Source organism: Stutzerimonas stutzeri (genome assembly GCF_002909485.1).
Taxonomy (GTDB): domain Bacteria; phylum Pseudomonadota; class Gammaproteobacteria; order Pseudomonadales; family Pseudomonadaceae; genus Stutzerimonas; species Stutzerimonas stutzeri_AH.
In genome coordinates, this window is record NZ_PPXG01000002.1 from 61,526 (window position 1) to 87,189 (window position 25,664).

The following is a 25,664-nucleotide window of genomic DNA, read 5'->3' on the forward strand; positions in this document are numbered from 1 at the left end:
GGGCGGCTCGCCTTGCTGGGTGAGTTCGAGCTGATTCGTCACTACTTCGCCGCCGCCGCTTGTGCCAGGGCTGGCGGCGAAGTCGTTCTCGGCATTGGCGACGATTGTGCCCTGTTGCAGATTCCCGGCGGCGAGCAACTCGCCGTGTCCACCGATACCCTCGTTGCCGGGGTGCATTTCCCCGACCCTTGCGATCCCTTCCTGCTCGGCCAGCGCGCGTTGGCCGTGGCCGCCAGTGACCTTGCCGCCATGGGCGCCACGCCCATCGGCTTCACCCTTGCCCTGACTCTGCCTGCTGGAGATCCACTCTGGCTGGCGGAGCTTGCCCGTGGGCTGGACGTGATGGCGCTCGACTGCAGCCTGCGTCTGATTGGCGGCGACACCACCCGAGGCCCGCTGAGCCTGACCGTCACGGTGTTCGGTCGCGTCCCGGCAGGGCAGGCGCTGGTTCGGTCCGGCGCGCAGGTCGGCGATCTGCTCTGCGTTGGCGGCGCGCCGGGCGAGGCGGCCGGCGCGTTGCCGCTGGTGTTGCGGCAGGCCGAAGCCGATGCGGATGTCGCCGAACACCTGCTGGCGCGTTACTGGTCGCCGCAACCGCAGCTGGCCCTGGGCGAGGTGCTACGAGGCAAGGCCACGGCAGCGCTGGATATCTCCGACGGGCTGCTGGCCGATTGCGGGCATATTGCCAAGGCTTCGGGCGTCGCGCTGCAGATCGAGTGTGATCGCCTGCCGCTATCCGAACCTTTGCGGCGTTTTGCTGGTGAGGCGGAAGCGTTGCGCTGTGCGCTGGCCGGCGGCGATGACTATCTGCTCGCCTTTACGCTGCCGCCCGTTGAACTACCCGCGTTGCGCGACGCCGGTTGGCCGGTGCATGTCATTGGCCGAGTGGCGGCGGGGCAGGGCGTGCAGCTGTTCGATGCGGCGGGCAACGAACTGCCCGTCTCCGAACGCGGCTACAACCATTTCAATGCGTAAGCGCCGCTGCGGAGCAGCCGCTTGCCTCCGATCCGATAAGGAACGCTGTTTTGACTGATTCCTCGCCGGTCGCGGCCAAGCCGCAAACCCTGGTCTGGACCAATCCCTGGCACAACCTGGCGTTCGGCTTCGGTTCCGGGCTGATGCCCAAGGCGCCGGGAACCTGGGGTTCGCTGGTTGCACTGCCGTTCGTGCCACTGTGGCAACTGCTGCCAGGCTGGGGTTATCTGCTGATGCTCGGCCTGACCATGCTGTTCGGCGTCTGGCTGTGCGGCAAGGTGGCGCGCGAACTCGGTGTACATGACCATGAGGGCATCGTCTGGGATGAGTTCGTCGGCATCTGGATCACCTTCTGGCTGGTGCCGGAAGGCTGGTATTGGATGCTGCTCGGCTTCGTCATCTTCCGTGTGATGGATATCGTCAAACCCTGGCCGATCAGCTGGGTCGATCGCCACATCCACGGCGGTATCGGGATCATGCTCGATGACATCCTTGCCGGCGTCGCGGCCTGGGCCGTCATGCAGGGGCTGGTGGCGCTATTGGTTTGATTGTGCGTCTGGTCGCTGCAGCGTACCGGCTGTTCATGGATGATCGGCCGCTCCGGTCCGAACGGCCTGGTTTCGAGGAAAAAGTAGCCATGCGTAACATCCACGTTCTGTGTGCCAGCCTTCTGCTGCTGCCCGCTCTGACGCAAGCAGCATCCATGGTGCAGGTGGTCGGGCTATTCCCGGGGGCCGCGGTGGTCAATGTCGACGGCCAGCGCAAGCTGGTCAAGGTCGGCCAGACCGGGCCGGGCGGCGTTCAGGTGGTCAGTGCCGATGCCAGCGGCGCGGTGCTGCGGGTCGACGGCGTCGAGCGTCACTACAGCCTGAGCCGCGAATACAGCGGCGCCTACGCCACACCAAGCAAGACCCAGCTGAGCGTCGCCAAAGGCACCGGCGGCCATTACTGGATTGCCGGTACGATCAACGGCCAGTCAATACAGTTTCTCGTGGATACCGGCGCCACATCGGTGGCGATCAACGAGCACCAGGCACGCCGACTCGGCATCGACTATCGGGTCAACGGGCGGCCAATGGTGGTGAACACGGCCAGCGGCACGGCGAAGGCCTGGCGCGTGCACCTCAACAGCGTCAAGGTTGGGGCAATCGAGGTCATTGGGGTGGAAGCGGTTGTCGTCGAAGGTGGCTCGCCCACCGAGGCGCTGCTCGGCATGAGTTTCCTCGGCCGCGTCAGCTGGCGCGAGGAGCAGGGCATGTTGGTGCTGGAGTCGAAAACGTAAAAAACAGCTATAAGCTGCAGGAGAGCATGACGGAGTTCGGGCGTCAGCAGCCACGCTTGCAGCTTTTGGTTGGTGTTACAATGTTCGCTTTTCTGCCTTCTGGGATTTCCGCCCGTGTCTGTCGTGTTCGTCGCCGCTTCCCTACTGCCGACGCCGTTCGGCGTGTTCACCATGCATGGTTTTCTCGACCAGGACACCGGCAAGGAGCATGTCGCGCTGACCCTGGGCGATGTGGCCGATGGCAAGCCGGTGCTGGGCCGTCTGCATTCCGAGTGCCTGACCGGTGATGCCCTGTTCAGCCTGCGCTGTGACTGCGGCTTTCAGCTGGAAGCGGCACTGCGCGCGATTTCCGATGAGGGCCGCGGCGTGCTGCTCTATCTGCGGCAGGAAGGTCGGGGTATTGGTCTGCTGAACAAGATCCGCGCCTATGAATTGCAGGACGCCGGCGCCGATACCGTCGAGGCCAACGAGCGCCTCGGCTTCGCGCCGGACATGCGCGATTACGCCATCTGTCTGCCGATGCTCGAACATTTGGGCATTGCCGAAATCAAGCTGATGACCAACAACCCGCGTAAGGTCAAGGCGCTGCAGGGGTTCGGCATTCGCGTGGCCGAGCGTATGCCGCTGCAGATCGCCCACAACCCGCATAACCGCAAATATCTCGCCACCAAGGCCGGCAAGCTTGGTCACATGCTCGGCGAGATTCACCAGGGCGAAGCCGATCAGTCATGACGCGAGCCGCCGCCCGCCGCCAGCTTGCGCGCGACGGCTGGCTGCATACGCTGCTGATGGTGCTGCCGGTGCTGATTCTTGGGCGCGCATCGGTCGTGTTGGCCGACTGGGGGTTGCCACTCTTCGCTGCTGGCCTGGTTTCGCTGTTCTTCAGCCTGCGGGCCTTCACCCGATTCAAACATGCATTGATCGCCGCCGAGCAGGCGCTGAACGGCCCGGCAGAGCCCGACGCCTGGAGCCATCTGCGTCGCGTGCGCCGTCGCGGCCTGCTGATCGCCTCGTTACCGGCCTGGTTTGCCGCCGCGGGCGCGCTGCTGGGCATGGAGCCCGTTGCTCGCCTGTTACTGGTATTTGGCAGCCTGGTCTTGCTGGTGCTCTACCGCATTCCGCGGCAATTGCATTGATGCGACGTCTACTACTCGCCGCGCTGATTTCCCTGGCGTCATTGCCTGCGTTGGCTGCCGAGCGGGTGGTGAGTCTGGCGCCATCGCTCAGCGAGATCATGCTCGAACTCGATGCTGCCGACCGGTTGGTCGGTGTGCTGGATGGCGGCGACCGCCCCACTGCGCTGCAGTCCGTACCCTCGGTAGGTCGTTATGGCCAGGTAGAGATGGAAACCCTGCTCAGCCTGCGCCCGGACCTCGTACTGCTCTGGCCGGACAGCGTGCCGCGTAGCCAGCGCGAGCAGCTGCAACAGTTCGGTATTCCCATTCTAGTTGTCGAACAAACCCGTCTAGAGGGATTGGCCGAACAGTTCGTTGTGGTGGGTAAAGCCGTGGGTCGCGCTGAACAAGGTGAGCGCTTGGCCGAGCATTTTCGCCAGGGCCTGGTTGCGCTACGCAGGAGCTATGCCCGTGAACAGCCGGTGCGAGTTTTCTATCAGATCTGGAACCGCCCTCTGTATACCCTCGGCGGGCAGCAGATCATCAGCGAAGCCATTGAAGTCTGCGGCGGCCGCAACGTCTTTGCCGATCTGACCCTGTCGGCGCCGCAGGTCAGTATCGAGGCCGTGCTCGCACGCGATCCTGAAGTCATCTTGGCCGGCAGCGGCGCGCAGTTGGATGAATGGAAGGCCTGGCCACAGCTCAGTGCCGTGCGCAGCGGTCGGCTGCTTGAAGTGCCCGACAAGGGCCTGGAGCGGCCGAGCTTCCAGATGCTGGGTGCGATCGGGAAGCTCTGCGAAGTGATGGCGGCAGCGCCCTGAGCGGGCGCGCCTGTAAATGCGATTAGAGCGAGGGCGTCCAGGTGACGGCGAATAGCAGGGTGCGCCCCGCCTCGCGATAGCCATAACTCTGCGACGGATCCCACCAGTTAGCTCCGTCTGGACGGTCGTAGGTCGCCAGCGCGTAGTCGCGGTCGAACAGGTTGTTGACCTTCGCCTCCCAGCGCAATTCGGAATGGCTCTGCCAGGCTGCTCTGAGGTCGAAGACGCCATAGCCGGACAGCTCGCGGGTGTTCGCGGCATTGTCGTAGCGCGCGCTGGAAACGTGCCAGCCGGCACCAGCCGACAGCGTGCCGAAGGTGCGATCGAGGTCGACGCTAAGCGTGCGTTTTGCGCGGCGTGCCAGAGTATGGCCGGTATCCCGATCGCGAGGATCGATGATGCTCACACCAACACCCACCTGCCAACCCAGTAGCTCACGCGCCGCACTGACTTCGAAGCCGTTGATCCGTGCATGGCTGACGTTTTCCATCCGGGTTCCACCCCAGGCGATCATGTCTTCTATGTCGGTGCGGTAGAGCGCGGCTTCGAGTTGGGTGTCGTCAAGCTCGGCGCGCCATTGCAATTCGTAAGTCTTCGAGTTTTCCGGTTTCAGCTCCGGGTTGGGACCCCAGGCTGCTGGTGCATACAGATCGGTGAACGTCGGCGCGCGGAAGCCCTCGCCGTAACTCAGAATCCAGCGTTGCGACTCCCCCACCGGCAAGCTGAACGCGGCGTTCCAGCTGTTATGGCTACCGAACTGCTGATTGTCGTCGTGGCGCAGCCCCAGTTCGGTGCCGAACTGCTCGCCTTGGAAGCTGTGCTGGGCATAAAAGGCGTGGTTGTCACGGCTGTCTTCCTGATAGACGGTCGTGGCATCTAGACGGTCCTCGTACCAGTCGCTGCCAAGGCTTAGTTGCTGATGCTCGCTGAGTTGCAGGCGATTGATCCAGGCAGCTGAGTGGCGGGTGGTTTCCAGCAGGCCGTCGTTGTAATTGGAGCCGACGGCGCGGTTACGATCAAAACTGCGGCCGAGCTCCAGACGACTGTTCCAGATCCTAGTCAGCTGACCATCCAGATAACCGCTGTAGCTGCTGACGCGAAACTCGTCCTGCGGCGTGCCGGGAGCGAACTCGTACGCATCGTCATACTCATTCTTGCCACGCTGATCGTTAAAGCTAAGGCCGGCCTTCCAGTGCGCGTCGAACTGGTGATCCAGCTTCAGGTGCAGCGCTTTATTACGCTGGCCATCGTTGTCCCGATCGGCGCCACGATTGTCGCGGGTGATATCGAAGCCGTCGCGCTCGTCGAGGCTGGCGCCAAGGTGGACACGAGTCTTCTCCGTTCCGGCTGCGAGGCTCAGGCTGCGCTGAAAGGTCTGGTCGCTGCCGGCGGCCAGGCGGACTTCGGGGTGCAGGCCCGGCTTGCCGCCGCGGGTGAATATCTGGATGACGCCGCCGATGGCGTCGGCGCCATACAGCGAGGAGCGTGGACCGCGGATCACTTCTACACGCTCGATGTTGTCGATGGCCAGATAGTCGAGACGGGCGAAGCCGCTGGTGGCTGAAGCAATGCGTTGGCCGTCGACTAGTACCAGTGTTTGCGCGGTTCCGGTGCCACGCAGCGAAAGCGACGGCACGCCGCCCGCGCTGCCCACCTGTACGCCTGGCACGCGCCGCAACAGTTCGGGCACGCTGCGTGCCTGTAGGCGCTCGATATCGGATCGGGTGAAAACGGTATTGGCTGCAGTGGCCTGGGCGCGGGGTTCGGCCTGGCGGGCGGAGGTGATGAGCATGCTCGGCAGCTCCTGCTCAGCAGCAAACACCTGCATGCCAGGCAGCAACGCCACAGCCAGGGCAAGTCGGGACAGTTTCATTCTTGGAATTCCTCAAAAGATCGCAGACTTTTGAGGAGGGCAGGAACAAGCGCGGGGATGACGGGCAGCAGCGCTTGACGGTGCTGCCCTCCGCAACACCAGTCGAATCCGTCAGGCCGGTCTCCGGGCTTTCGACGCGCATCACGCTCACCTTCCCATGTCGGAACACAGTGGCTTTCGAGCGGACGGCGATCCCGAGGATCGCGGTCGATTACCGTTGCGGGGGCAGCGCCGGCCTTGCTCATCGAGCGCACCGGCTTCCCGTTTAATGCGGACCTGGCGGTCGTGCACACCTGGGCGGATAAGAAACGCGCGAACCTTACGGCTGGCAGTGGGGAAACACAAGCGGGTGATGCAAAAGCGAGCCAGTGCACGCCGAACCAGTAGGGGCGCGCGCCCGCGGCGAATGCAGGCTGCACGCCTGCTCAAAGTCAAAAGCTTCGCCCCGAGGGCGGGCCTCCCACAAAAGCGAGCCAGTGCACGCCGAACCAGTAGGGGCGCGCGCCCGCGGCGAATGCAGGCTGCACGCCTGCTCAAAGTCAAAAGCTTCGCCCCCGAGGGCGGGCCTCCCACAAAAGCAGGCCCGTGCACACCGAGGCGCGCCCTCGCGGCGAAGCAGCCTGCAGGCCTGTCCGAAAAAACGGCGACGGCTCCTATGACAGCCCTCCGACGATGCGCAGCGCGCTCTGGCCGTTGCCCTGGCGCTGCACCTGAATCTGCACCGGAATACGTTCGTGCATTTCCGCCACATGGGAGATCACCGCCACCTTGCGGCCCTGGGCCTGCAGCGAATCCAGCGCGTCCATGGCGATCTGCAGTGACTCGGGGTCGAGACTGCCGAAGCCCTCATCAATGAATAGCGACTCGATCTTCAGCTTGCTTGATGCCATCGAGGCCAGGCCGAGGGCCAGGGCCAACGAGACGAGGAAGGTCTCGCCGCCGGACAGCGAATGCACCGAGCGCAGCTCGTCACCCATCTCGGTATCCATCACCAGCAACCCCAACGGACTGCCGCCGCGCTTGAGCCGATAACGCCGCGCCAGTTGGCGCAGTTGCACGTTGGCGTGCTGCACCAGCAGGTCAAGGTTGTAGGCCTGGGCGATCTTGCGGAAGGCGCCGCCGTCGCTCGAGCCGATCAATGCGGCGATGCGCCCCCAGCGCTGATGCTCGGCCCGCGCCGCGTCGATCTGCGCGAGCAACGCCTGGCTCTGGCTGCGGCGTTTGTCGTCGTCGATCAGTTGGGCACGGGTTTCCGCGCAGCGCTGATCGGCCTGCTCGCACTGCTGCAATTGCTCCGCGTGGCGCAGTTGCAGCTGTTCGGCATCCGGCGCTTCGGGCTGCTGCTGTTCATGTGCCGTCAGACGGCTGAGGCAGCCGTCGAGTCGTTCGCGGCAGCGGGTCAGGGTTTCGGAGTTTTGCTGCAGGCGCTGGCGCGCCTCGGTAATCAGCTGGTCGTCCATGTGCAGCAGTTGGGCGAGGGTGGCGTCGTCCAACTGCGGATGGTCGGCGCGCCAGGCTGCCAGTTCGGCATTCAGTGCATCGCGTTCGTGTTCCAGTTCGGCGTGGCGCTGGCGACAGTTCTGTTGCTCGCTGTGCAAGCGCGTCAGGCCAAGCTTGCTCTCGTTGAGCTGCTGATCGATCTCGGCTTGGGCCTGGCGGGCGGTGTGGATTGCCGTGTCCAGCTGCTGTTGCCAGGCGCTGGCGCTGGTCTGTTTGCCAAGGCTGGTACGCAACGCCTGCTGGCAGGCCAGCAGCAGTTTCTCGCGCTCGGTCAGTCGTGCGCTGCAGCTTTCCTGTTTCTCCTGGCGATGGCGTTGTTGCAACTGCTCGTCGCTGCGGCGCTGCTCGCACCGGCGCAGCTCATCGGCCAGCTCGGTCTGCGCCTGCAGTTGCTGCAGCCGCGTGGCGATGCTGGCGTCCAACTGCATAAAGGTCTGCGCCGGATTTTCGCGCCAGCGCTGCAGCTGTTCTGCGGGCAGCAGCTCAGAAAATGCCAGCAGTTCCTCGTCGAGCTGTTGGCTGTCGCGGGCCAGGGCATCGCGTTGGCGGGCGAGTTGCTGAGTCGCCCCGACACAGGCCTCGCGCGCGGCCTGCCAGGCTTGCTGCAGGGTTTCGCTGCGCTGTTGTAGAGCGAGCAGTTGTTGCTGATGCTGACTGGCGCTGGCGATCTGATCTTTGAGTGTCGTCAGTTGCGCTTCCAGCCATGGCGAACGCTCGGCTTCCGGCTGCTCAAGCAATTGTGCGTGCGCAGGCAGGGCGAGCAGGCGCGGTGCCAAGGTCTGCAGCTGCGCGTCGACTTCGCTCTGGCGTTGCTGCGTCTGGCGCAATTGCGTGCTGAGCGCGACATGGCGATCGCGCAGTTCCTGCAGGCGCTGGTCCTGTTCCTGTAACGCCTGCTGCGCACGGGCGGCCTCGCTGTCGTCGTGCCGATCAAGGCTGGCAACCAGCGCCTCGGTCTGCTGCCAGGGATGTTCATCGCTGCCGCAGACCGGGCAGGGCTCGCCGGGAACCAGCGCCGCGCGCAGCGCTTCGACATTCTCGCTGCGCGCCAGGCGTTGGCGTTCGAGCAGGGCGAGGGTGACCTTGAGCGCCTGCTCGGCAGCATCTCGATCGATGCGGACCTGCTTGCCCAGCGGCACCAAGCTGTCCAGCTCGGTCTGCTGGCGGATGTGGGCGCTGGCCAGCTCGCGCTGGCTGGCGGTGAGCGTGAGCTGCTGCAACCAGAGCTGTTGCAGCGCATCGGTTTCGCGCTCGGCCTGGCGCCATTCGTCGAGCTTTCGATGCATCTGGGCCAGCTGTTCGGCCAGCCCGACCTCGCTGTCGCGCTCGCGTTGCAGATTGTCCAGTGCCTCGCGCGCCAGGTTTTGCTGGGCTTCGGCAGCCTTGGCCTGCGCTTCCAGTGCCGGGAGTTCGCTGCGACCTTGCTGCAAGCGTGCCGCCAGCTGGACGGTCTGTTGCAGGCGCGGACGGTAACCGCCCCAGGCTGCACAGAGTGGTTGCAGCGCTGCGCTCGTCTCGAGTTGCTGCGTCAGCGTTGCTAGCTGTTCGGCGGCGCGCTGTTGCTGCTCACCGAGCTGCTTGAGCGTTGCCTCGCCGGCGCTCGCCGCGGCATCGGCCTGGACGCTTTCTTCGCGGATCGAGACGAGGTCGGTGTTCAGGTGGCTGAGGCGCTCCTCTTCGCGGCGTGCCTGGGCCAGCCGCGGCTCGGCGTCCTGGCGCGCCTGTTCGGCCGAACGCAGTTGCTCGCTGGCGGCGCTGCATTGGCTCTGCAGCTCGGCCAGGCGCTGCTGCACGGCCTGTTCCTCATGCTGCAGGCGCGCCAGGCTGTCGGCGGCCTTGCCCAGAAGCGGTTCGAGTTCCTGTTGGCGCAGAAAACGATGGCGCTGTGGCGCGAGCAGTTCGAACAGCTCAAGAATGCGCCGGGCCTCGGTCAGGCTTTCACGCTCGTCTTCGGCGTCCTGCAGTTGCTGGCGTGCCGCTTCGCGCTCGTTTTCCAGGCGCTGCAGTTCGCTGAGCCATTGCCGCTGGGCTTCCAGTTCCTTGAGCTGTTGTTGCAGCTGTTTCAGTTGTTCCAGCTGGGTTTGATGGTCGCGCTCCAGTACGGCGCGCTGCTCGGGCTCCAGCGGCTGCAAGCCGCCGGCCTGTTGTTCAAGGCGAGTCAGGCTTTCCTTGGCCTGCTTGGCGGCCTCGAACGCGGCCTGGCCGAGCCGGCTGTAGAGCCCGGTATCCGTGAGCTTTTCCAAGAGGGTGCCGCGCTCGTTGTCGTCGGCCTTGAGAAAGGCGGAAAACTCGCTCTGCGCCAGCAATACGGCGCGGGTGAATTGCGCCAGGGTCAGGCCCAGACGGGCTTCGAGCAGTTCCTTGAATTCGCGTTTCTTGCCGCTGGCGAGGAGCGTGCCGCTGTCGAGATCCGTAAGGCTCTGGCTGCTGGCCTGCAGGCGGCCGTCGATCTTCTCGCGGGCGCGCTTGACCTCCCAGCGTGCGCGGTAGCGGTGGCCGTCAACGCCGACGAAATCGACCTCGGCGTAGCCGCTGCCACAGCCACGGCGCAGCAGATTGCGCTCGTCGCCACCGCCGATTTCGGCTTCGACGTCGGGGACCTTGTTCAGCGGTGAGACGCTGTCGAGCCGCGGCGTGCTGCCGAACAGCGCCAGGCACAAGGCATCGAGAATGGTGCTCTTGCCGGCGCCGGTGGGCCCGGTGATGGCGAACAGGCCGGCGCTGGCCAGGGGTTCGGCGGTGAAGTCGATGATTTGCTCGCCGGCCAACGAGGCCAGGTTCTTCAGGCGGATGGCGAGGATTTTCATTGGTCGTCCTCCGCATGGGCGAACTCGACCCGTTGCAGCAGCGTGGCGAAATCGTCCAGCGCCTGCTCGTCTGCCGGGTTGCCGTACTCGGCTTCCCAGGCGCGGGCGAACAGCTCCTGCGGGGTGATCTGGTCGAGGCCGAGCAGCACTTCCGATTTCGTCTCGCCGCGTTTGCCGGCGTATTCGCTGGCGATGCGCACCAGCCGGCAGGCCTTGGCGGTTATCGCGGTTTCGATGCGCTGGCGCAGATCCGGCAGTGGTTCGTCGAGCAGCACGCGTACCTCCAGCCAGGGCAGGTGTTCGTCGAACAGCCCGGTGGGCGGCAGCGCCTCCAGTGCGGCGATCACCTCGGCCAGCGGCGCGCGGCCGATGCGGATCATCTCCACCGCGCGCGGCACCGGCAGGCTTTCGACCTGCGCCAGCTGCTCGCCGTCGAGTTCGATCAGCAACACCTGATGGGGGTAATTGACCTCGGCGAAGGACAGCGGCAGCGGCGAACCGCTGTAACGGATGCGCGTCTGCCCGGCGACCTGCTGCGGCTTGTGCAGATGGCCAAGGGCGACGTAGGCGACGGACTCCGGAAACAGGCAGGCCGGCAGTGCCTCGGCGTTGCCGATGACGATGTTGCGCTCGGATTCCTCCGACACCGCGCCGCCGGCCATGTGCGCATGGCTCATGGCGACCAGTGCCTGGCCGGGCTGGCGTGCGGTTTCGGCGGCGTCGATGAGGCGTTCATGCACCTGACGGATGCCGGCCATGTAGTTGTCGCCCAGCTCCATACCGGTGACTTCGGCCGGGCGCAGGAAGGGCAGGGTGAGACACCAAGCGGCGGTGTTGCCATTGGCGTCGTGCAGCGGCACCAGCAGGCGCTGGTGATCCAGCTGGCCCTCGGCGATCCAGCTGATACGACCGACGGCATGGGCATTGAGGCGCTTCATCAGCGGCGCCGGCAGCTCGATGCGCCCGCCCGAGTCGTGGTTGCCGGCGATCATCACGATGTCCAGCTGCGGGAGTTTTTCGTGGGCGCGGACGATGAAGTCGTAGAGGCGTTCCTGAGCCTTGAGCGGCGGGTTCACGGTGTCGAATACGTCGCCGGCGATGAGCAGGGCATCGGCGCGGTGGGTGATCAGTTGGTCGAGCAGCCAGGCGAGGAATTGTGTGTGTTCGTAGTCGCGGTCCTGGCCGTGGAGGGTCTGGCCGAGGTGCCAGTCGGAGGTGTGGATCAGGCGCATGGGCTCAGGCTCTTTGTTTGCGGGCGCAGCGGCAAACCGCTGGCTTGGTTTGTGCGGCGGGTGGTTGCGTCGGATGTAAGGCTTGTGGGCGCGGTTGGATGTGGCAGTCACTTATCGTGCTGTTCTGACGCGCTGGTTTCGCCCTGCTGGGCGAGTTCCTTTTGGCAGTCGCCGGATGGCCGGCCCCGCCCAAAGGAACCAAAAAGTCTTGCCCCTGCATCCGGCCCCGGCTGCGCCGGGGTTCCCTCGCTCCGGTGACGTTCCAAGGGTCCGCTGCGAAGGGCCATCCCTGGCCCATCGCAGCTCTCGCGGCATCCATGCCGCTCAACCCTTTCCACGCCACCTGCGCTCGGCCTCCTGAAAGGGGCGTTTGGTGTTGCCTGAAAGGTTGTGCAATTGGGGATGGGCGGGTAACGCGAAGCTTACCTACCTGTTTGCAAAGTAACCCGCTGTGGCCCGGCAAAAACTTGCTTGAAGCCTGCGGTGGAAAATGCTGCGCAGTTTTCCACCCTACATCGCTGCTCTGGGGACATGTCATGACGGGACGTTGTTCCGTCATTCCTCGCTCGGCGTCAACGCCTCGCGTCCCCCTGCGCAACGCCTGCGTTCGGCTTCCTGTAGAGGATTCCAGTCCAGGCCGCCTGATGGATCGAAGGCTGACTTCGCTTTGCTTCGCAGTTGACTTTGCTTTGTGCGTTTCCATGCGCGGCCTGACAGGCAGCACCAGATTCCCCTTCAGTAGGGAGAGCGGAATCGTTGTGCAAGGGGGTGAGCCGCATGGATGCGGCGAAAGGCTTAAAGGGCCATGGATGGCCCTTGTAAGCCGACCCCTGGAGCGGCGATGGAGCGAACGAACCCTGCGCGTAGCGCAGGGCCGGATGTAGGGGCGCGCTTTCTTTTGCTTACTTTTCTTTGCGCGTGCAAAGAAAAGTGAGTCGCCCAGCAGGGCGAAACCTGAGCCAAATGCCGATGAAAGCGCGGCGCTCACATACCAAAATCCGTGCCGACGCTCTTCGCGGTCAAAACCGCCCCCACAAGCCCTCACGAGTACAACCACCCCTTCAACGCCTGCAGATTCCCCACCTGCAACTGCTGCGCTGCCGCATTCGCCTGTACGGTATTCGGATCGATGCCAAAGCGCTGCAGCACGTACTGCACCAGTGCGCCGCGGGTCTCGACCGGCAGTTGGCCGTCGACCATGCCGAAGTCGACCTCGATGATCGACTTCTGCGCCGGGCTCAATCGCGCGTCCGGCTCGATCAGCACGGTCACCGGCGTGTTCCATGCCTCGTCCTGTTCGCGGGTGTGTTCGCTGGTGTCCATCAGGTCCGGCTCGCCGCGAAAGCGGCTGAGTACGAAGTCGCGGTATTCGCGGTTTTTCTCGCAGTAGGCGCGCACGTGCCAGCGCATGCCGGTGAACACCAGGGTATGCGGCGCCATCACGCGGATTTCCACCTCGGGGTTGGCCAGCGAGACGTACTCGCTCTCCAGCCGCAGCCCTTCGCGGCAGGCCTGCAGGATCGGCCGCAGCACCTCCGGGCGGATGCTGCGGTCCGGTACCTGGAGCACTTCGGTGTGCGCATAGGCGAGCGCCAGGCCTTCAATGTGCGGCGCGCGCACGCGATTCTGGTCGAGCAGGTGCAGGTAGGCGCTGGCGCTGCCGTCGATGAACAGCGGCTGAAAGCCTTTGGTCGGCTTGTAGCCCTTCAGGTGGCGGTCATATGTCAGGTTTTTGGGCGCATGTTCGTTCAGGTAGGTGTTGATGTCCTTCGATGCCTGTTGGCGGCTGATGCCGAAGCTCTGCATCAGGTGCCCCGTGGTCAGGCGACCTTCCCACCATACGATGGTCTCGATCAGGCGGTAGCGCAGCGCCAGGTCCCAGCGAATCTGACTGATCGATTGCTTGCGTTTCATCGCCTCTGCACCTGTGCCAAAGATTTACATGCGTATGTCGAGCAGGTCGACGTGTCGCGCAAAGCTACATATATTCGCGGTATGTTTCAACTCGATCCGAGTGGATGAGGTGACCCAACATGAGCCTGATGATCAATGCGTTGCTGATGTCATGCGTGGCGTTCGTTTCGATGCTGTTTCTGGCGTGGTTGGCCTATGGTGAAGGGGGCCGAAAAGGGTGATGACGGTTACAGTTCTATGAAGAACGTCGACTTCCCGATGGACGGCATGAATCTCCGAGCACCGAACAGGGTCTTTGTCTCAGGCTTATTGCTAGAGATGTTCCATGAAGACTCTGTCCCGCTACCTGGCTGAAACCTTCACTTCGCAGTACCGCACGCGCGTCGAGCCGCAAGCTGACGGTCGCCTGGTGGTACATGTCGGCTATCCGATCAATGGCACCCACGCCACGCGCATCATGGCGGGGCATCAGGTGCAGAACACGCTATTGGTCGAAACCATTCTCGAAGACATGCGCAACGAACTGGCCCGCCCGCAATAACGCCTAGCGCGCTCTAGGCAGGGCAATGCGTACCCGTAAACCGCCCAGCGGGCTATCTTCCAACGACCATTCACCCCGCCATGCCGTCAGGATGTCGCTGACTATTCCCAGTCCCAGGCCGTGACCCTCTGCCGCCTCGTCCAGTCGGACGCCCCGGTTGATCACCTGTTCCCGTTGTGGCGCCGGAATGCCCGGCCCGTCGTCGTCCACCAGCAGGACGAAGCCATCGCCGTTGCGCTCGATGCTCAGCTCGACGCGGCTGTTGGCCCACTTGCAGGCGTTATCCAGCAGATTGCCGAGCAGCTCCAGCATGTCCTCGCGATCACGCGGTAGACGGCAGCCGCTGGGGGCATGCCAGCGTAAGTCGAGGTTGGTACGGTGAATCATTGCCAGTGTCTCGAACAGCGCCGGCAGTTCGGCGTCGCAATCGAAATGAGCCCCAGGCAACACGTCGACCGATAGCCGTGCACGCCCCAGTTCGCGGCTGACCCGTTGCTGGATCTGGCTCAACTGCTCCTGCAGGCTGGTGCGCAGTTCGGGGTAGGCCGCGAGTTCTTCGCGCTGCACCAGGCTGCCAAGCACCGCCAGTGGCGTCTTCAATGCATGCCCGAGATTGCCCAGGGCATGGCGCGAGCGCTGCAGAGTGTCTTCGGTTTGGGCGAGCAGATGATTGATCTGCTCCACCAGCGGTTGCAGTTCGCGTGGCGCCTGCTGATCCAGTTGCTGACGCTGACCCTGCTGCAATTGGGCGATCTGCAGGCGCGCGCGCTCCAGCGGCCGAAGCGCCAGGCTCATGGCATAGCGCTGTAGCAGCAGCAGGGCGAGCAGCGCAAAAGCGACCAGTCCCAGCCCGCTCAGTCTCACTCGGGCGAAACTGTCGAGGACCGGCGTGTAGTCCTGCGCCACGCTGATGATGATCGGTTGCCCCTCACGGCGGTATTCGGCGCGGTAACCCAACAGCCGCTGGCCCTGCGGGCCGTCGAGCAGTTCATCCGCGAGGCCTGCGCGTTCTGGCCATTGTGGCGCTGCGTCCCACAGCGAGCGTGAGCGCCAGGTGCGCCCGGGCAGATCGATCTTGAAGTAATGACCGGAAAAAGGACGCTGATAACGCGGATTGAGGCGTTGTATATCCAGCTGATCACCGTTCGGCCCCTTGACCAGCGCGATCAGCAGGCCCTCGGTTTCCTCACGCAGGTCGGTTTCCAGGCTGCGTCTGAGCCCTGATTCGAACAACCACAAACTAGTCTGCACCAGCACCAGGGCGACCAACAGCAGGGTGGCGATCAGCGCCAGGCTAAGGCTGCGCTGAATGGATTTCACGGCTGGCCGCCGAAGCGATAGCCCTGCCCGCGGCGCGTTTCGATTAGCTCGCGCCCGAGCTTGCCGCGCAATCGGTTGACATGCACTTCGATGACATTGGAGTCGCGCTCGGTTTCGCCGTCATAGAGGTGTTCGGTCAGCTGCGTTTTGGAGAGCAGCTGGCCAGGGTGCAGCATGAAATAGCGTAACAGGCGGAATTCACCGGCGGTGAGTTCAATGTCCTCGCCGTCCTTGCGGCAGCACTGGCGCGATTCGTCCAGCTCCACGCCACCGGCCTGCAGCATTGGCTGGTTGGCCAGGCCGTGGGCACGGCGCAACAGTGCCTGGATGCGCAGCAACAACTCTTCTGGGTGGAAAGGTTTGGTCAGGTAATCATCGGCGCCGGCTTTGAGACCGTCGATGCGCTCGGCCCAGGAACCGCGCGCGGTGAGGATCAGCACTGGCGTAGTGAGGCCGCCGGCGCGCCAGTCACGCAACACCTCAAGCCCCGGTTTGCCAGGCAAACCGAGGTCGAGAATGATCAGATCGTAGGGCTCGCTTACGCCCTGGTATTCGGCGTCGCGGCCATCGGTGAGCCAGTCGACTGCATAGCCGTTGCGGCTGAGACTGGCCACCAGTTCATCGGCCAGCGGCACATTGTCTTCGACCAGTAGCAGGCGCATCAGTCTTCTTCATCCTTGATCAGGCGCCCGTCGCGGGCATCGAATTCCAGCTCGCGGGCGACGCCCTGGGTTGTCAGTAATTCGATTTCATAGACGTAGATGTCGTCTTCCTCTTCCAGTTCCGCCTCCAGCAGACGTGCCCCGGGATAACGCTCCATCGCGCGCTGGATCAGTGTTTCCAGCGGCAGGATCAGGCCCTCACGACGTAGCCGCAGGGCTTCGTCCTGATCCAAGTCACGGCTCGCCGCCGGGGTGGCAGCGAGCAGCAGTGCGAGTGGAAACACTACGAGTAAAGGGGCACGCATGGATGGCCTCAGTCGTCCTGATGGTCCTTCAGCACTTCGCCGGTCTTGGCGTCGAGTTCGAGATCCCATTGCACACCTTTGTCGTCGCGCAATTCAAGCTGGTAGACGTAGCGGCCGTATTCTTCTTCCAGCTCGGACTCCTCGATGGTGGCGCCGGGGTGCTTGGCCAAGGCCGCTTCGTTGAGCTTCTCGAACGACTGGATGGTACCGGCGTCACGCAGACGCAGTGCTTCGTCGGGGCCGATGTCCTTGGCCATGGCCAGGTTGGCACCGAAGGCGAGTGTGGCGGCGGTGAGCAGCGTAGTCAGTGTTTTCATCGTTTTGATTCCTGTGGTTGGTTTCGACGATTCACAGGTTACGAGGGCTTGCTTAAACGAAACTGAATGCCGGCGTGTGGCCGCGAATGCACCGTTCGGGCGAGGGCGAACCGCGCCATGGGGACTACGCTTGCAGCAGTTGCCACAACCGATCGGTCGGGGTGAGTCTTCATGAAAATCGTGTTTCTCGCGCTGCTTGTGGGGTTCTGGCTGAGCGGCAACGCCGCCGCCGAGGACCTGCTCAAACCCTCTACCACGCCCCCGCCGATCGATGAAGTCTCGGCTGACAATGGCTTGGAGGCTGAACCCGCTTACGAGGCCGAAGGTGTAATCCGCGGCATTGATGTTCAGCAGGGCAGCGTGACTATTGCCCATGGGCCAGTGCCCAGGCTGAAGTGGCCCGCGATGGTCATGCCGTTCAAGGTGAATGCTGCGCAGCTCAATGGCCTGGCGGTTGGCGATGCGGTGGAGTTTCGCTTCACCGACGGTGAAATGGACCCGCAGATCGTCTTCATTCGACGGCAGTAGACAGGGATAGGTACGGGCGACTGGTTGAACTTAGCGCCTGCCGTTGCGCTCGTAATTTAGGCAGGGGCCATCCGTATGGCCCATCTGGTTCCGTTCGAAGAAGGAAAAACGACATGTATAACAAGACACTGACCGCCGCGTTCGCCGTTGCCATCCTGAGCTCTGGCGCTGCTTTTGCCGCCGACAAGCCCGGTGCCGACTGGATCACCCTCGAGCAAGCCGTAGAGAAGGCCAAGGCCGCCGGCTACACCGAGCTGCACGGCATCGAAGCCGATGGCAACGGTTGGGAAGGCGAGGGCATGAAGCAGGACGGCAAGAAGTACGAGTTCAAGATCGATGGCCGCACCGGTGAAGTGACCAAGGACAAGCAAGACTGAGGGGCGCGCCTCTCACGTCTGCGTTGAGCGCACGCACCGCCTGCTCCACAGCGGCGCTGCGCTCAGCCCTTACTCGTACCGGCACTCCCGCAAGGGGAGGCAGCCACTGGCAGAGCGGGTATCATCCACACCCCCCGTCGCGCCGCGTAGCTGCATTCATGTCCGCTTCCAACCCCCGCCCAAGTACCCTGCATCTGCCACAAGGCGACTGGGCTACCGTGCTCGATTGCCTGTGCGAGCATTTTCCGGCGATCAGCCGTGCCACCTGGCTCGAGCGCATGGCCCGCGGTCGGGTCCTGAATGCCGACATGCAGCCGATCGACGCCCAACTGCCTTTTCGCATCGGCATGCGTATTCACTACTATCGCGAAGTGCCGAACGAGACGCCGGTGCCGTTCGAAGAACGCATTCTGCACGTCGACGAGCATCTGGTGGTGGCGGACAAGCCCCACTTTCTCTCGGTGATGCCGGCTGGCGAATACGTCAACGAAACTCTGCTGGCGCGGCTCAGCAAGCGGCTGGATAACGCCGATCTGGTGCCGATTCATCGTATAGATCGACTCACCGCCGGGCTGGTGCTGTTCTCGGCCAGCCGGGAAAGCCGCGGTGCCTACCAGGCGCTGTTCCGTGAGCGGGAGATCAGCAAGCGCTACGAGGCGATCTGCCCGGCGCTGCCTGGGCTTGAATTCCCCATGCGCCGACGCCTGTGCATGGTGCCGGGAGAGCCGTTCTTCCTGATGCGCGAAGGCGAGGGCGAACCGAACAGCGAGACACTGATCGAGGTGCTCGAACGGCGCGGCGACCTCTGGCGCTACGGGCTTTCACCCGTCAGCGGAAAAAAGCACCAGCTGCGCCTGCACATGGCCACCCTCGGCGCAGGCATCTGTAACGACCCTTTCTACCCCGACCTGCTCGAGCGCAGCGAGCGTGAGGCCGACGACTACGCGCGGCCGCTCAAGCTGTTGGCGCGCGGGTTGCAGTTTCGCGATCCGCTGACTGGTGAACTTCGCGAGTTCGAGAGCACCCTGCAGCTGGAGTGGTAACGGCGGGCGCACCTTCGCGGCGTTGGCGAGTCTCAAGTCGAAGATAGGCCAGCCACCGGTACAGCCATGCCCGAAGGTCCTTCCATCGTCATCCTGCGTGAAGAAGTCGCGGTATTCGCCGGGTGCGCCATCGAACGTGCCGAAGGCAGCGCCAAGATCGACAAGTCCCGGCTGGTTGGCCAGGTGGTGCGCGGCTTTCACAGCTGGGGCAAGCATTTCCTGATCGAGTTGGAGGATGTCTCCGTTCGCATCCACCTGCTGCTGTTCGGCAGTTACCGCATCGACGAGCGCAAGGACGCCACCGCTAGGCTGAGCCTGGGCTTTGCCAACGGCGAGCTGAACTTCTACGCCTGTTCGGTGCAGTACATCGAGGGGCCGCTGGATGCGGCTTACGACTGGAGTGCTGATGTGATGGGCGATGCCTGGCACCCGCGGACAACGCTCAAGCGCTTGCGCGAAAGGCCGCGACTGTTGGCCTGCGATGCGCTACTCGACCAGACGCTGTTCGCCGGCTCCGGCAACATCATCAAGAACGAGGTGCTCTACCGTATCCGCGTGCATCCGCTGTCGCTGATCGGCGACCTGCCTGCACCCAAGCTGCGCGAGCTGGTGCGTGAAGCGCGTACCTACAGCTTCGAGTTTCTCGAATGGAAGCGGGCCGGCGTGCTCAAGGCGCACTGGCTGGCCCACGGCAAGACCACATGTGAGCGGTGCCGGATTCCGTTGATCAAGGTGAAGGAGATGGGGCGCAGCCAGCGCCGGGCATTCTTCTGCGAGCACTGCCAGAAGCGCTATGGCGATTCCACGCAAATCGCGACCGATGATCCGAGCGCGGTTGATGAGGCGTAGCGGCGCGCATGGGTGGCGGTAATTGCTTGCGTAGGATGGGCTTTAGCCCACCCTTGTTGCCCGAAGCACTCAGTACAAGTCGAACTCGATGAGCCTGGCGTGATGGACGATGCAGACGCGGCGGACGAGGAATCCGCGTGACGCAAATACAGACACCCGCGCGGTGATGTCTGGTCGATTCGCCAGTGGCAAGCGCGTTCAGCGTGCCGCCCAACCACCGTCCATATTCCACGCCGCGCCGCGAACCTGGTCGCCGGCTTCGCTGCAGAGAAACAGCGCCATGGCACCCAGCTGTGCAGGGGTGACGAAGTCCAGCGAGGGTTGCTTCTCGGCGAGGAGGTCGTGGCGGGCTTGCTGTTCATCGCCGCTCTCCCGCGCGCGCTCGTCGATCTGCTGCTGTACCAGCGGGGTCAGCACCCAACCGGGGCAGATGGCGTTGCAGGTGATCGGCGTGGTGGCGGTTTCCAGTGCCACCACTTTGGTCAGCCCGACCAACCCGTGCTTGGCGGCGACATAGGCGGCCTTCTGCTCGGAGCCCACCAGCCCGTGCACCGAGGCGATATTGATGATCCGCCCCCAGCCGCGCTGACGCATGCCGGGCAGGGCCAGGCGTGTGGTGTGAAACGCCGAGGACAGGTTGATGGCGATGATGGCGTCCCAGCGCTCCACCGGAAATTCCTCTACCGGCGCCACGTGCTGGATGCCGGCGTTGTTGACCAGGATATCGACGCCACCGAAGTCGCGCTCGGCATAGGTGAACAGCTCGGCGATCTGCGCCGGATCGGATACGTCCGCGCCGTGGTGCCCGACCTTGCGGCCATGCCGGCCGACTTCGGCCAGCGCAGCCGAGGCATCGCCGAAACCGTTGAGGATCAGGTCGGCGCCAGCTTCGGCCAGCTTCAGTGCGATACCAAGGCCGATCCCGCTGGTGGATCCGGTGACCAGTGCGGTCTTGCCTGTGAGGTTCATGGTTTCTCCCGCTTGGCGGCGACCGCTCGAGGACGGCGCCTTTGCTTTTTTTGTTGTCGGAAGGCAATCGCTGATGGCGCGGCGCTTCGCCGATAACGGCGAGCGGCCGCCACCATCAGACGATGCCGGTAGCGTAGTACACGCCGATCACGAAGAAGGCCGCGGCCGTGGCGATCAGGGTGATGGCGAAGATGTCCTTGTAGGATTCGCGGTGGGTCAGCCCGGTGACCGCCAGTAGCGTGATCACCGCGCCGTTGTGCGGCAGGGTATCGAGCCCGCCGGAGGCCATCGAGGCGACCCGGTGCAGCACTTCCAGCGGAATCTGCGCGGCATTCGCCGCAGCGACGAAACTGTCGGCCATCGCCGCCAGGGCGATGCTCATGCCGCCGGAGGCCGAGCCGGTGATGCCGGCCAGCAGGTTGACGGTGATCGCCTCGTTGATCAGCGGATTGGGAATCGCCGACAGCGCGTCGGCCACCACGATGAAGCCCGGCAGCGAGGCGATCACCGCGCCGAAGCCGAATTCCGACGCGGTATTCATCGCCGCCAACAGCGAGCCGCCGACCGCGGTGCGGCTGCCCTCGGCGAGCTTGCCGCGCAGGGTGCCGAAGCTGGTCGCCAGTACCAGGGCGATGCCCAGCAGGAGCGCGGCCTCCACCGCCCAGATCGCCGTGAGCTTGCCCACCTCGGTGACCAGCGGTGCGCTCATGCCCGGCAACTGCAGGCTGTGGCTGGTGCCGTAGAACTCGGGAATCCAGCGGGTGAACAGGAGGTTGGCCACCAGCACCAGAATCAGCGGCGACAGCGCCAGCCAGGGGTTGGGCAGGGCGATGTCGGCGGGCGTTTCCGGCTCATTGCGCAGGTTGGTGCCGTAGCCTTCGCCAGCGGCCATTGCCTTGCCGAGCTGCCACTTCAGATAGAGCATGCCCAGGCCAAACACGAAAATCGTACCGATCAGGCCGAGCCAGGGCGCTGCCCAGGTGGTGGTGTTGAAGAAGGTGGTGGGAATGATGTTCTGGATCTGCGGCGTGCCGGGAATGGCGGTCATGGTGAAGGTGAACGCGCCGAGGGCGATGGTCGCCGGGATCAGCCGCTTGGGCATGTTGCTCTGGCGGAACATCTCGGCGGCGAACGGGTACACCGCGAACACCACGACGAACAGCGACACGCCGCCGTAGGTCAGCAGCGCGCAGACCAGCACGATCACCAGCATCGCCTGGCTGGTGCCGAGCAGGCGAATCGCCGCGGCGACGATGGAGCGCGAGAAGCCGGACATTTCGATCAGCTTGCCGAACACCGCACCGAGCAGGAACACCGGAAAATAGAGCTTGATGAAGCCGACCATCTTCTCCATGAAGATGCCGGTGAACGCCGGCGCAACGGCGGACGGGTCGGTGAGCAGCACCGCACCCATGGCGGCGATAGGAGCAAACAGAATGACGCTGTAGCCGCGGTAGGCGGCGAGCATCAGCAGGGCCAATGCAGCAAGGGCGATGACGACGCTCATCGGGACGATCTCCTGGCCCCGCGCGGCACGACCGAACACTGCCGAAGGCATTCGGGGACTCGCTGCTGCACGGCAGGCGCATTGTTTTTCTTGTTTCGGCTGCGGACAGGCCGCACGGTGAGTTAGCGAGTTCCGTGCCAGATATGCAACTATCTGAATCAAAAGGAATTTATCGAAGGTGTCCAGAATTTCGGATGGCGTATATGTCCTGAATGCTGGACAGTGCCGTCCAGCATTCCGGACAGCGAGGCCGTCCGGAATGCAGCGGCGTATCAGGTCAGGAAGTACAGTCCGCCAGCGATCACCACGCCGGAGAACACTAGGCTGAGCAGGCAATAGCCCATGATGTCCCGCGCGCCGAGCCCGGCGATGCCCAGCAGCGGCAGGGCCCAGAACGGCTGGATCATGTTGGTCCAGGCGTCGCCCCAGGCGATCGCCATGGCCGTGACTTCCGGCGCCACGCCCAGCGCCGCGCCGGCCGGCAGCATGATCGGCCCCTGCACCGCCCATTGTCCGCCGCCGGAGGGCACGAAGACGTTGACCAGCCCGGCGCTGAGAAAGGCCAGCACCGGGAAGCTCTCGGCCGACGACCAGGCGATGAAAGTGTCGGTGACCTGCCGGCCGAGCGATACGCCGGCCGCATTGGCGCCGACCATCATCCCCATGATCCCGGCGTAGAAGGGGAACTGCACGACGATGCCGGCGATGCCGCGAATGCTCTCCTCGATGGCGCGCATGTAGCGCTCCGGCGTGCCATGCATCAGCAGGCCGGCGAAGAGAAAGATCGAGATCACGATGTTCAGGCTCAACGCCAGACCGTTCTCGCTGAAGTGCCGGTAGAAGAACAGCACCGCCAGCGCGACCATGATCAGGCCGAGAATGCGGCTGTCGTCCAGGCGCTGGGTGCCGGTTTCCCGCGGGATGTCGCTCGGCTGGGGTTCCTCCAACAGCGCCGGGTCGACCACTTTCGGCGTCTTCGGCTGCATGGCCCAGTTCAGCAGCGGCAGGCCGACCACCAGGACGGCGATGATGATCAGATTGTAGGAGGCGAACAGCGTCTGGCCAACGCCGATGGCTTCGCTCAGCACGCCACCGCTCATCTTGTCAAGATCGGCACCGCCGCTGGCCAGCGACAGTGGAATTGAGCCGGAGAAGCCGCCGTGCCAGATCAGAAAGCCGGAGTAGGCCGAGGCCACCAGCAGCGGGTAGTCGACGCCGCGCACCTGCCGCGCCAGCGCGCGGGCGAACACTGCGCCAATCACCAGGCCAAAGCCCCAGTTGATCCAGGAACCGGCCAGCGCTACCAGCGTGACCAGGATGATGGCCTGGCCCGGCGACTGCGGGATGCGGGCCATGCGGTCGAGCAGGCGGTTGATCGCCGGCGCCCGTGCCAGGGCATGACCGGTGACCAGGATCAGCGACATCTGCATGGTGAAGGCCAGCAGGTTCCAGAAGCCGTTGCCCCAGTGCTGCGCCATCGCCGGCAGGCCCTGACCGGTGCTGAGCATGGCCGCTATCAGCACGATCAGCGTGAGCAGGATGGCGAATACGAAGGGTGAGGGGAGGAAGCGTTGCACCAGATAGACGCTGGCGGCGGTTATTCTGTTGAGCACGATGGGGTTCTCCCTTGTTGTCGTTATGTGCGCCGCGCGGGTGCGGTGCTTCGCTTATGAGTGCGTCCGGGGCCGGCTGTTCCCGTTGCGCTGCGTTTCAGGAGGTTGGTCGATGCGCATTGCGTTTTTGCTGCCGCTGCTGGTGCTCTTGAGCACCGTTCAGGCGGCCGAACCGTTGCGGTTGCGCCTGGGTAGACATGAGCTGCACGCCGAATACGCGCAGACCCCGGCCGAGCGTGAGCGTGGCCTGATGGGGCGTAGCGAACTCGCCGCCGACAGCGGCATGCTGTTCCGCTTTGATGAAGTGCGCCGCCACTGCCTGTGGATGAAGGACACGCCGCTGCACTTGTCGGCGGCGTTCTTCGATGAGGATGGGCTTCTGGTCGATGTGATCGATCTGGAGCCGTTCAATACCCAGATTCGTTGTTCGAAGCGGCCGGCGCGTTATGCGCTGGAGATGGATCAGGGCTGGTTCGCTGAGCGGGGAATTAGGCGTGGCGCGCGGTTGGAAGGGATACCTGAGGAGTAGGGGCGACTCCCCTACACGAGCGATAAAAACCGCCAATCGAGGCGGCGATAGCCTGTGCATGGTCCGTTGAACGCGTGGAAAAGGCGCTGGCCGTTTTCCACCCTACGCTCTTGGCTATTGTGGGAGGCACGCCCCGCGGCGAATTCGCTGCAAGCCTGCCCAAAGCCAAAAGCTTCGCCCCGAGGTCGGGCCTCCCACAAAAGCAGAAGTGCACAGCGCCCGTAGGAGGCGCGCCCCCGCGGCGAATCCAGACTGCAAGCCTGCCCAAAAGCCAAAATCTTCGCCCCGAGGTCGGGCCCTCCCACAAAGCAGAACGTGCACAACGCCCGTAGGAGGTGCGCCCTCGCGGCGAAAGCAGGCTGCAAGCCTGCCCAAAAGCCAAAAGCTCCGCCCTGAGGTCGGGCCTCCCACAAAAGCAGAAGTGCACAACGCCCGTAGGAGGTGCGCTCTCGCGGCGAAAGCAGGCTGCAAGCCTGCCCAAAAGCCAAAAGCTTCGCCCCGAGGTCGGGCCTCCACAAAAGCAGAAGTGCACAACGCCCGTAGGAGGCGCGCCCTCGCGGCGAATTCAGACTGCAAGCCTGCCCAAAAGCCAAATGCTTCGCCCCGAGGTCGGGCCTCCCACAAAAGCAGAACGTGCACAACGCCCGTAGGAGGCGCGCCCTCGCGGCGAAAGCAGACTGCAAGCCTGCCCAAAAGCCAAAAGCTTCGCCCCGAGGTCGGGCCTCCCACAAAGCAGAACGTGCACAGCGCCCGTAGGAGGTGCGCCCCCGCGGCGAATTCAGACTGCAAGCCTGCCCAAAAACCAAAAGCTTCGCCCGAGGTCGGGCCTCCCACAAAGCAGAACGTGCACAACGCCCGTAGGAGGTGCGCCCTCGCGGCGAAAGCAGGCTGCAAGCCTGCCAAAGCCAGTAGGGTGGATAACGGCTCCGCCTTATCCACCGCCTGCCGTGAATCCCGCGCCAGCCCGAACGCTCAATCCAGCGGCAACTCCGTGGTCCGCTTCACTTCGCTCATGGCGATATGCGAGTGCGCCTCCTGCACATGCGGCCGCTGCAGGAGCTGGTCGCGCAGGAAGCGTTCGTAGCTGTCGATGTCCCTGGCCACCACCTTGAGCAGGTAATCCGATTCGCCAGCCATGGTGTGGCACTCCAGCACTTCGGGGTAACCCACCACCGCCCGTTCGAATTCGTCGAGGTTGCTGCGCCCGTGGGCGGAGAGCTTGATGTTGACGAACACCGTCATGTTCAGTCCGAGCTTTTTGGGGTTGAGCAGCGCCACCTTGCGCTCGATCAGCCCTTCTTCCTGCATACGGTGGATGCGTCGCCAGCAGGGCGATTGCGACAGTTCGACCTTCTCGGCGATTTCCGCTGCGGATAGGTCGGCGTTGTGTTGCAGCAACAGCAGGATCTTGCGATCAATGCTGCTTAGAGGCGAAGTCTGCATGGTCGTGCCTGTTTTCTTGTTGTTAGCGAATGGGTCATGCACAGAAGCGCTGTTCTACCGCAAAAGTAGAAAGAAAATCTCTCTTCGTCACGGCCAGACTGTTAATCGACACGCGACGGTGGGGTGATCCCCTGCCGATTGC

24 protein-coding genes and 1 riboswitch are annotated in these 25,664 nt (G+C 64.0%); of the genes, 12 read left to right on the plus strand and 12 right to left on the minus strand.

Translation table 11 applies throughout. From position 1 onward, the window contains the following. Window positions 1–12: 12 nt before the first annotated feature. The 6 genes from thiL to CXK91_RS03900 all read left to right on the plus strand — a co-directional run bounded on the left by thiL (window position 13) and on the right by CXK91_RS03900 (window position 4,193). Entirely contained in the window at window positions 13–975 is a 963-nt protein-coding gene (gene thiL, locus CXK91_RS03875; RefSeq protein ID WP_103455052.1) for a thiamine-phosphate kinase, read from the plus strand. Window positions 976–1,025: 50 nt separating this feature from the next. Further along, window positions 1,026–1,523, plus strand: a complete 498-nt coding sequence (locus CXK91_RS03880; RefSeq protein ID WP_103455053.1) for a phosphatidylglycerophosphatase A family protein — start codon at window positions 1,026–1,028, stop codon at window positions 1,521–1,523. An 89-nt stretch (window positions 1,524–1,612) separates the two neighbouring features. Beyond that, window positions 1,613–2,257, plus strand: a complete 645-nt coding sequence (locus CXK91_RS03885) for a retropepsin-like aspartic protease family protein (RefSeq protein WP_103455521.1) — start codon at window positions 1,613–1,615, stop codon at window positions 2,255–2,257. Window positions 2,258–2,371: 114 nt separating this feature from the next. Further along, window positions 2,372–2,989 (plus strand): GTP cyclohydrolase II, encoded by a 618-nt coding sequence (ribA, locus tag CXK91_RS03890; protein ID WP_103455054.1) that lies wholly within the window; start codon window positions 2,372–2,374, stop codon window positions 2,987–2,989. Then, window positions 2,986–3,393 carry a hypothetical protein gene (locus CXK91_RS03895; RefSeq protein ID WP_103455055.1) on the plus strand — a complete coding sequence of 136 codons (408 nt, stop codon included), beginning with the start codon at window positions 2,986–2,988 and terminating at the stop codon, window positions 3,391–3,393. The genes ribA and CXK91_RS03895 overlap by 4 nt, the downstream gene beginning before the upstream one ends. After that, window positions 3,393–4,193, plus strand: a complete 801-nt coding sequence (locus CXK91_RS03900) for a cobalamin-binding protein (protein WP_103455056.1) — start codon at window positions 3,393–3,395, stop codon at window positions 4,191–4,193. Before CXK91_RS03895 ends, CXK91_RS03900 begins: the two co-directional genes overlap by 1 nt. A 22-nt stretch (window positions 4,194–4,215) precedes the next feature. On the opposite strand, the gene CXK91_RS03905 is transcribed toward CXK91_RS03900, so the two are convergent. From CXK91_RS03905 to CXK91_RS03925, 4 genes are all read right to left on the minus strand, one after another. Beyond that, the gene (locus CXK91_RS03905) at window positions 4,216–6,066 is read right to left on the minus strand and encodes a TonB-dependent receptor domain-containing protein (protein ID WP_103455057.1); all 1,851 of its coding nucleotides are present in this window, start codon (window positions 6,064–6,066) and stop codon (window positions 4,216–4,218) included. A gap of 97 nt (window positions 6,067–6,163) precedes the next feature. Further along, window positions 6,164–6,379: riboswitch (cobalamin riboswitch) on the minus strand. Window positions 6,380–6,719: 340 nt separating this feature from the next. Continuing rightward, window positions 6,720–10,373: an AAA family ATPase gene (locus CXK91_RS03910; RefSeq protein ID WP_103455058.1), complete on the minus strand. Its 3,654-nt coding sequence runs from the start codon at window positions 10,371–10,373 to the stop codon at window positions 6,720–6,722. Continuing rightward, window positions 10,370–11,605, minus strand: coding sequence for an exonuclease SbcCD subunit D C-terminal domain-containing protein (locus CXK91_RS03915; protein WP_103455059.1), 1,236 nt, complete (start codon window positions 11,603–11,605; stop codon window positions 10,370–10,372). The genes CXK91_RS03910 and CXK91_RS03915 overlap by 4 nt, the downstream gene beginning before the upstream one ends. 1,041 nt (window positions 11,606–12,646) lie before the next feature. Beyond that, window positions 12,647–13,519 carry a helix-turn-helix transcriptional regulator gene (locus CXK91_RS03925; RefSeq protein ID WP_103455061.1) on the minus strand — a complete coding sequence of 291 codons (873 nt, stop codon included), beginning with the start codon at window positions 13,517–13,519 and terminating at the stop codon, window positions 12,647–12,649. Window positions 13,520–13,844: 325 nt separating this feature from the next. Between CXK91_RS03925 and CXK91_RS03930 the strand changes: the two genes are divergently transcribed. Beyond that, entirely contained in the window at window positions 13,845–14,060 is a 216-nt protein-coding gene (locus CXK91_RS03930) for a hypothetical protein (protein ID WP_103455062.1), read from the plus strand. Window positions 14,061–14,063: 3 nt separating this feature from the next. On the opposite strand, the gene CXK91_RS03935 is transcribed toward CXK91_RS03930, so the two are convergent. Genes CXK91_RS03935 through CXK91_RS03950 form a run of 4 tightly spaced genes read right to left on the minus strand, consistent with a single transcriptional unit; the run spans window position 14,064 to window position 16,664 of the window. Next, on the minus strand, window positions 14,064–15,380 hold the full coding sequence (locus CXK91_RS03935; protein ID WP_103455063.1) for a sensor histidine kinase: 1,317 nt from the start codon (window positions 15,378–15,380) through the stop codon (window positions 14,064–14,066). Then, window positions 15,377–16,042, minus strand: a complete 666-nt coding sequence (locus tag CXK91_RS03940) for a response regulator transcription factor (protein WP_103455064.1) — start codon at window positions 16,040–16,042, stop codon at window positions 15,377–15,379. Before CXK91_RS03940 ends, CXK91_RS03935 begins: the two co-directional genes overlap by 4 nt. Continuing rightward, window positions 16,042–16,347 carry a PepSY domain-containing protein gene (locus CXK91_RS03945; RefSeq protein ID WP_103455065.1) on the minus strand — a complete coding sequence of 102 codons (306 nt, stop codon included), beginning with the start codon at window positions 16,345–16,347 and terminating at the stop codon, window positions 16,042–16,044. The genes CXK91_RS03940 and CXK91_RS03945 overlap by 1 nt, the downstream gene beginning before the upstream one ends. 8 nt (window positions 16,348–16,355) lie before the next feature. Next, window positions 16,356–16,664, minus strand: a complete 309-nt coding sequence (locus CXK91_RS03950; RefSeq protein WP_103455066.1) for a PepSY domain-containing protein — start codon at window positions 16,662–16,664, stop codon at window positions 16,356–16,358. Between the two features lie 171 nt (window positions 16,665–16,835). Here CXK91_RS03950 and CXK91_RS03955 point away from each other — a divergent pair, with 171 nt between their 5' ends. From CXK91_RS03955 to CXK91_RS03970, 4 genes are all read left to right on the plus strand, one after another. Beyond that, a complete protein-coding gene (locus tag CXK91_RS03955; protein WP_103455067.1) occupies window positions 16,836–17,192 on the plus strand; it encodes a copper-binding protein in 357 nt (118 codons plus the stop codon). Window positions 17,193–17,305: 113 nt separating this feature from the next. Beyond that, window positions 17,306–17,569, plus strand: coding sequence for a PepSY domain-containing protein (locus tag CXK91_RS03960; RefSeq protein WP_103455068.1), 264 nt, complete (start codon window positions 17,306–17,308; stop codon window positions 17,567–17,569). A gap of 158 nt (window positions 17,570–17,727) precedes the next feature. Further along, entirely contained in the window at window positions 17,728–18,612 is an 885-nt protein-coding gene (locus CXK91_RS03965; RefSeq protein WP_103455069.1) for an RluA family pseudouridine synthase, read from the plus strand. Between the two features lie 66 nt (window positions 18,613–18,678). Then, window positions 18,679–19,461 (plus strand): DNA-formamidopyrimidine glycosylase family protein, encoded by a 783-nt coding sequence (locus tag CXK91_RS03970; RefSeq protein WP_103455070.1) that lies wholly within the window; start codon window positions 18,679–18,681, stop codon window positions 19,459–19,461. Between the two features lie 198 nt (window positions 19,462–19,659). Here the strand turns inward: CXK91_RS03970 and CXK91_RS03975 are convergent, their stop codons facing one another. From CXK91_RS03975 to CXK91_RS03985, 3 genes are all read right to left on the minus strand, one after another. After that, window positions 19,660–20,430, minus strand: coding sequence for a 3-hydroxybutyrate dehydrogenase (locus CXK91_RS03975; protein WP_103455071.1), 771 nt, complete (start codon window positions 20,428–20,430; stop codon window positions 19,660–19,662). Between the two features lie 115 nt (window positions 20,431–20,545). After that, a complete protein-coding gene (locus CXK91_RS03980) occupies window positions 20,546–21,937 on the minus strand; it encodes a GntP family permease (RefSeq protein WP_044314918.1) in 1,392 nt (463 codons plus the stop codon). A 272-nt stretch (window positions 21,938–22,209) separates the two neighbouring features. Beyond that, window positions 22,210–23,550 carry a short-chain fatty acid transporter gene (locus CXK91_RS03985; protein ID WP_103455072.1) on the minus strand — a complete coding sequence of 447 codons (1,341 nt, stop codon included), beginning with the start codon at window positions 23,548–23,550 and terminating at the stop codon, window positions 22,210–22,212. Window positions 23,551–23,662: 112 nt separating this feature from the next. On the opposite strand from CXK91_RS03985, the gene CXK91_RS03990 reads away from it, so the two are divergent. Further along, window positions 23,663–24,079: a DUF192 domain-containing protein gene (locus CXK91_RS03990; protein ID WP_103455073.1), complete on the plus strand. Its 417-nt coding sequence runs from the start codon at window positions 23,663–23,665 to the stop codon at window positions 24,077–24,079. 972 nt (window positions 24,080–25,051) lie between these two features. On the opposite strand, the gene CXK91_RS03995 is transcribed toward CXK91_RS03990, so the two are convergent. Beyond that, complete coding sequence (locus CXK91_RS03995; RefSeq protein WP_003281718.1) at window positions 25,052–25,522, minus strand: Lrp/AsnC family transcriptional regulator; 471 nt, start codon at window positions 25,520–25,522, stop codon at window positions 25,052–25,054. Between the last annotated feature and the right edge of the window lie 142 nt (window positions 25,523–25,664).

What these genes read in the sequence shown, in the direction of transcription:
- CXK91_RS03925 (WP_103455061.1), bottom strand. Translation starts at nt 13,519, where the DNA reads ATGAAACGCAAGCAATCGATCAGTCAGATTCGCTGGGACCTGGCGCTG.
- CXK91_RS03950 (WP_103455066.1), bottom strand. Translation starts at nt 16,664, where the DNA reads ATGAAAACACTGACTACGCTGCTCACCGCCGCCACACTCGCCTTCGGT.
- CXK91_RS03975 (WP_103455071.1), bottom strand. Translation starts at nt 20,430, where the DNA reads ATGAACCTCACAGGCAAGACCGCACTGGTCACCGGATCCACCAGCGGG.
- CXK91_RS03930 (WP_103455062.1), top strand. Translation starts at nt 13,845, where the DNA reads ATGAAGACTCTGTCCCGCTACCTGGCTGAAACCTTCACTTCGCAGTAC.
- CXK91_RS03980 (WP_044314918.1), bottom strand. Translation starts at nt 21,937, where the DNA reads ATGAGCGTCGTCATCGCCCTTGCTGCATTGGCCCTGCTGATGCTCGCC.
- CXK91_RS03900 (WP_103455056.1), top strand. Translation starts at nt 3,393, where the DNA reads ATGCGACGTCTACTACTCGCCGCGCTGATTTCCCTGGCGTCATTGCCT.
- CXK91_RS03895 (WP_103455055.1), top strand. Translation starts at nt 2,986, where the DNA reads ATGACGCGAGCCGCCGCCCGCCGCCAGCTTGCGCGCGACGGCTGGCTG.
- CXK91_RS03955 (WP_103455067.1), top strand. Translation starts at nt 16,836, where the DNA reads ATGAAAATCGTGTTTCTCGCGCTGCTTGTGGGGTTCTGGCTGAGCGGC.
- CXK91_RS03940 (WP_103455064.1), bottom strand. Translation starts at nt 16,042, where the DNA reads ATGCGCCTGCTACTGGTCGAAGACAATGTGCCGCTGGCCGATGAACTG.
- CXK91_RS03970 (WP_103455070.1), top strand. Translation starts at nt 18,679, where the DNA reads ATGCCCGAAGGTCCTTCCATCGTCATCCTGCGTGAAGAAGTCGCGGTA.
- CXK91_RS03965 (WP_103455069.1), top strand. Translation starts at nt 17,728, where the DNA reads ATGTCCGCTTCCAACCCCCGCCCAAGTACCCTGCATCTGCCACAAGGC.
- CXK91_RS03945 (WP_103455065.1), bottom strand. Translation starts at nt 16,347, where the DNA reads ATGCGTGCCCCTTTACTCGTAGTGTTTCCACTCGCACTGCTGCTCGCT.
- CXK91_RS03960 (WP_103455068.1), top strand. Translation starts at nt 17,306, where the DNA reads ATGTATAACAAGACACTGACCGCCGCGTTCGCCGTTGCCATCCTGAGC.
- CXK91_RS03905 (WP_103455057.1), bottom strand. Translation starts at nt 6,066, where the DNA reads ATGAAACTGTCCCGACTTGCCCTGGCTGTGGCGTTGCTGCCTGGCATG.
- CXK91_RS03885 (WP_103455521.1), top strand. Translation starts at nt 1,613, where the DNA reads ATGCGTAACATCCACGTTCTGTGTGCCAGCCTTCTGCTGCTGCCCGCT.
- CXK91_RS03915 (WP_103455059.1), bottom strand. Translation starts at nt 11,605, where the DNA reads ATGCGCCTGATCCACACCTCCGACTGGCACCTCGGCCAGACCCTCCAC.
- CXK91_RS03990 (WP_103455073.1), top strand. Translation starts at nt 23,663, where the DNA reads ATGCGCATTGCGTTTTTGCTGCCGCTGCTGGTGCTCTTGAGCACCGTT.
- CXK91_RS03910 (WP_103455058.1), bottom strand. Translation starts at nt 10,373, where the DNA reads ATGAAAATCCTCGCCATCCGCCTGAAGAACCTGGCCTCGTTGGCCGGC.
- CXK91_RS03995 (WP_003281718.1), bottom strand. Translation starts at nt 25,522, where the DNA reads ATGCAGACTTCGCCTCTAAGCAGCATTGATCGCAAGATCCTGCTGTTG.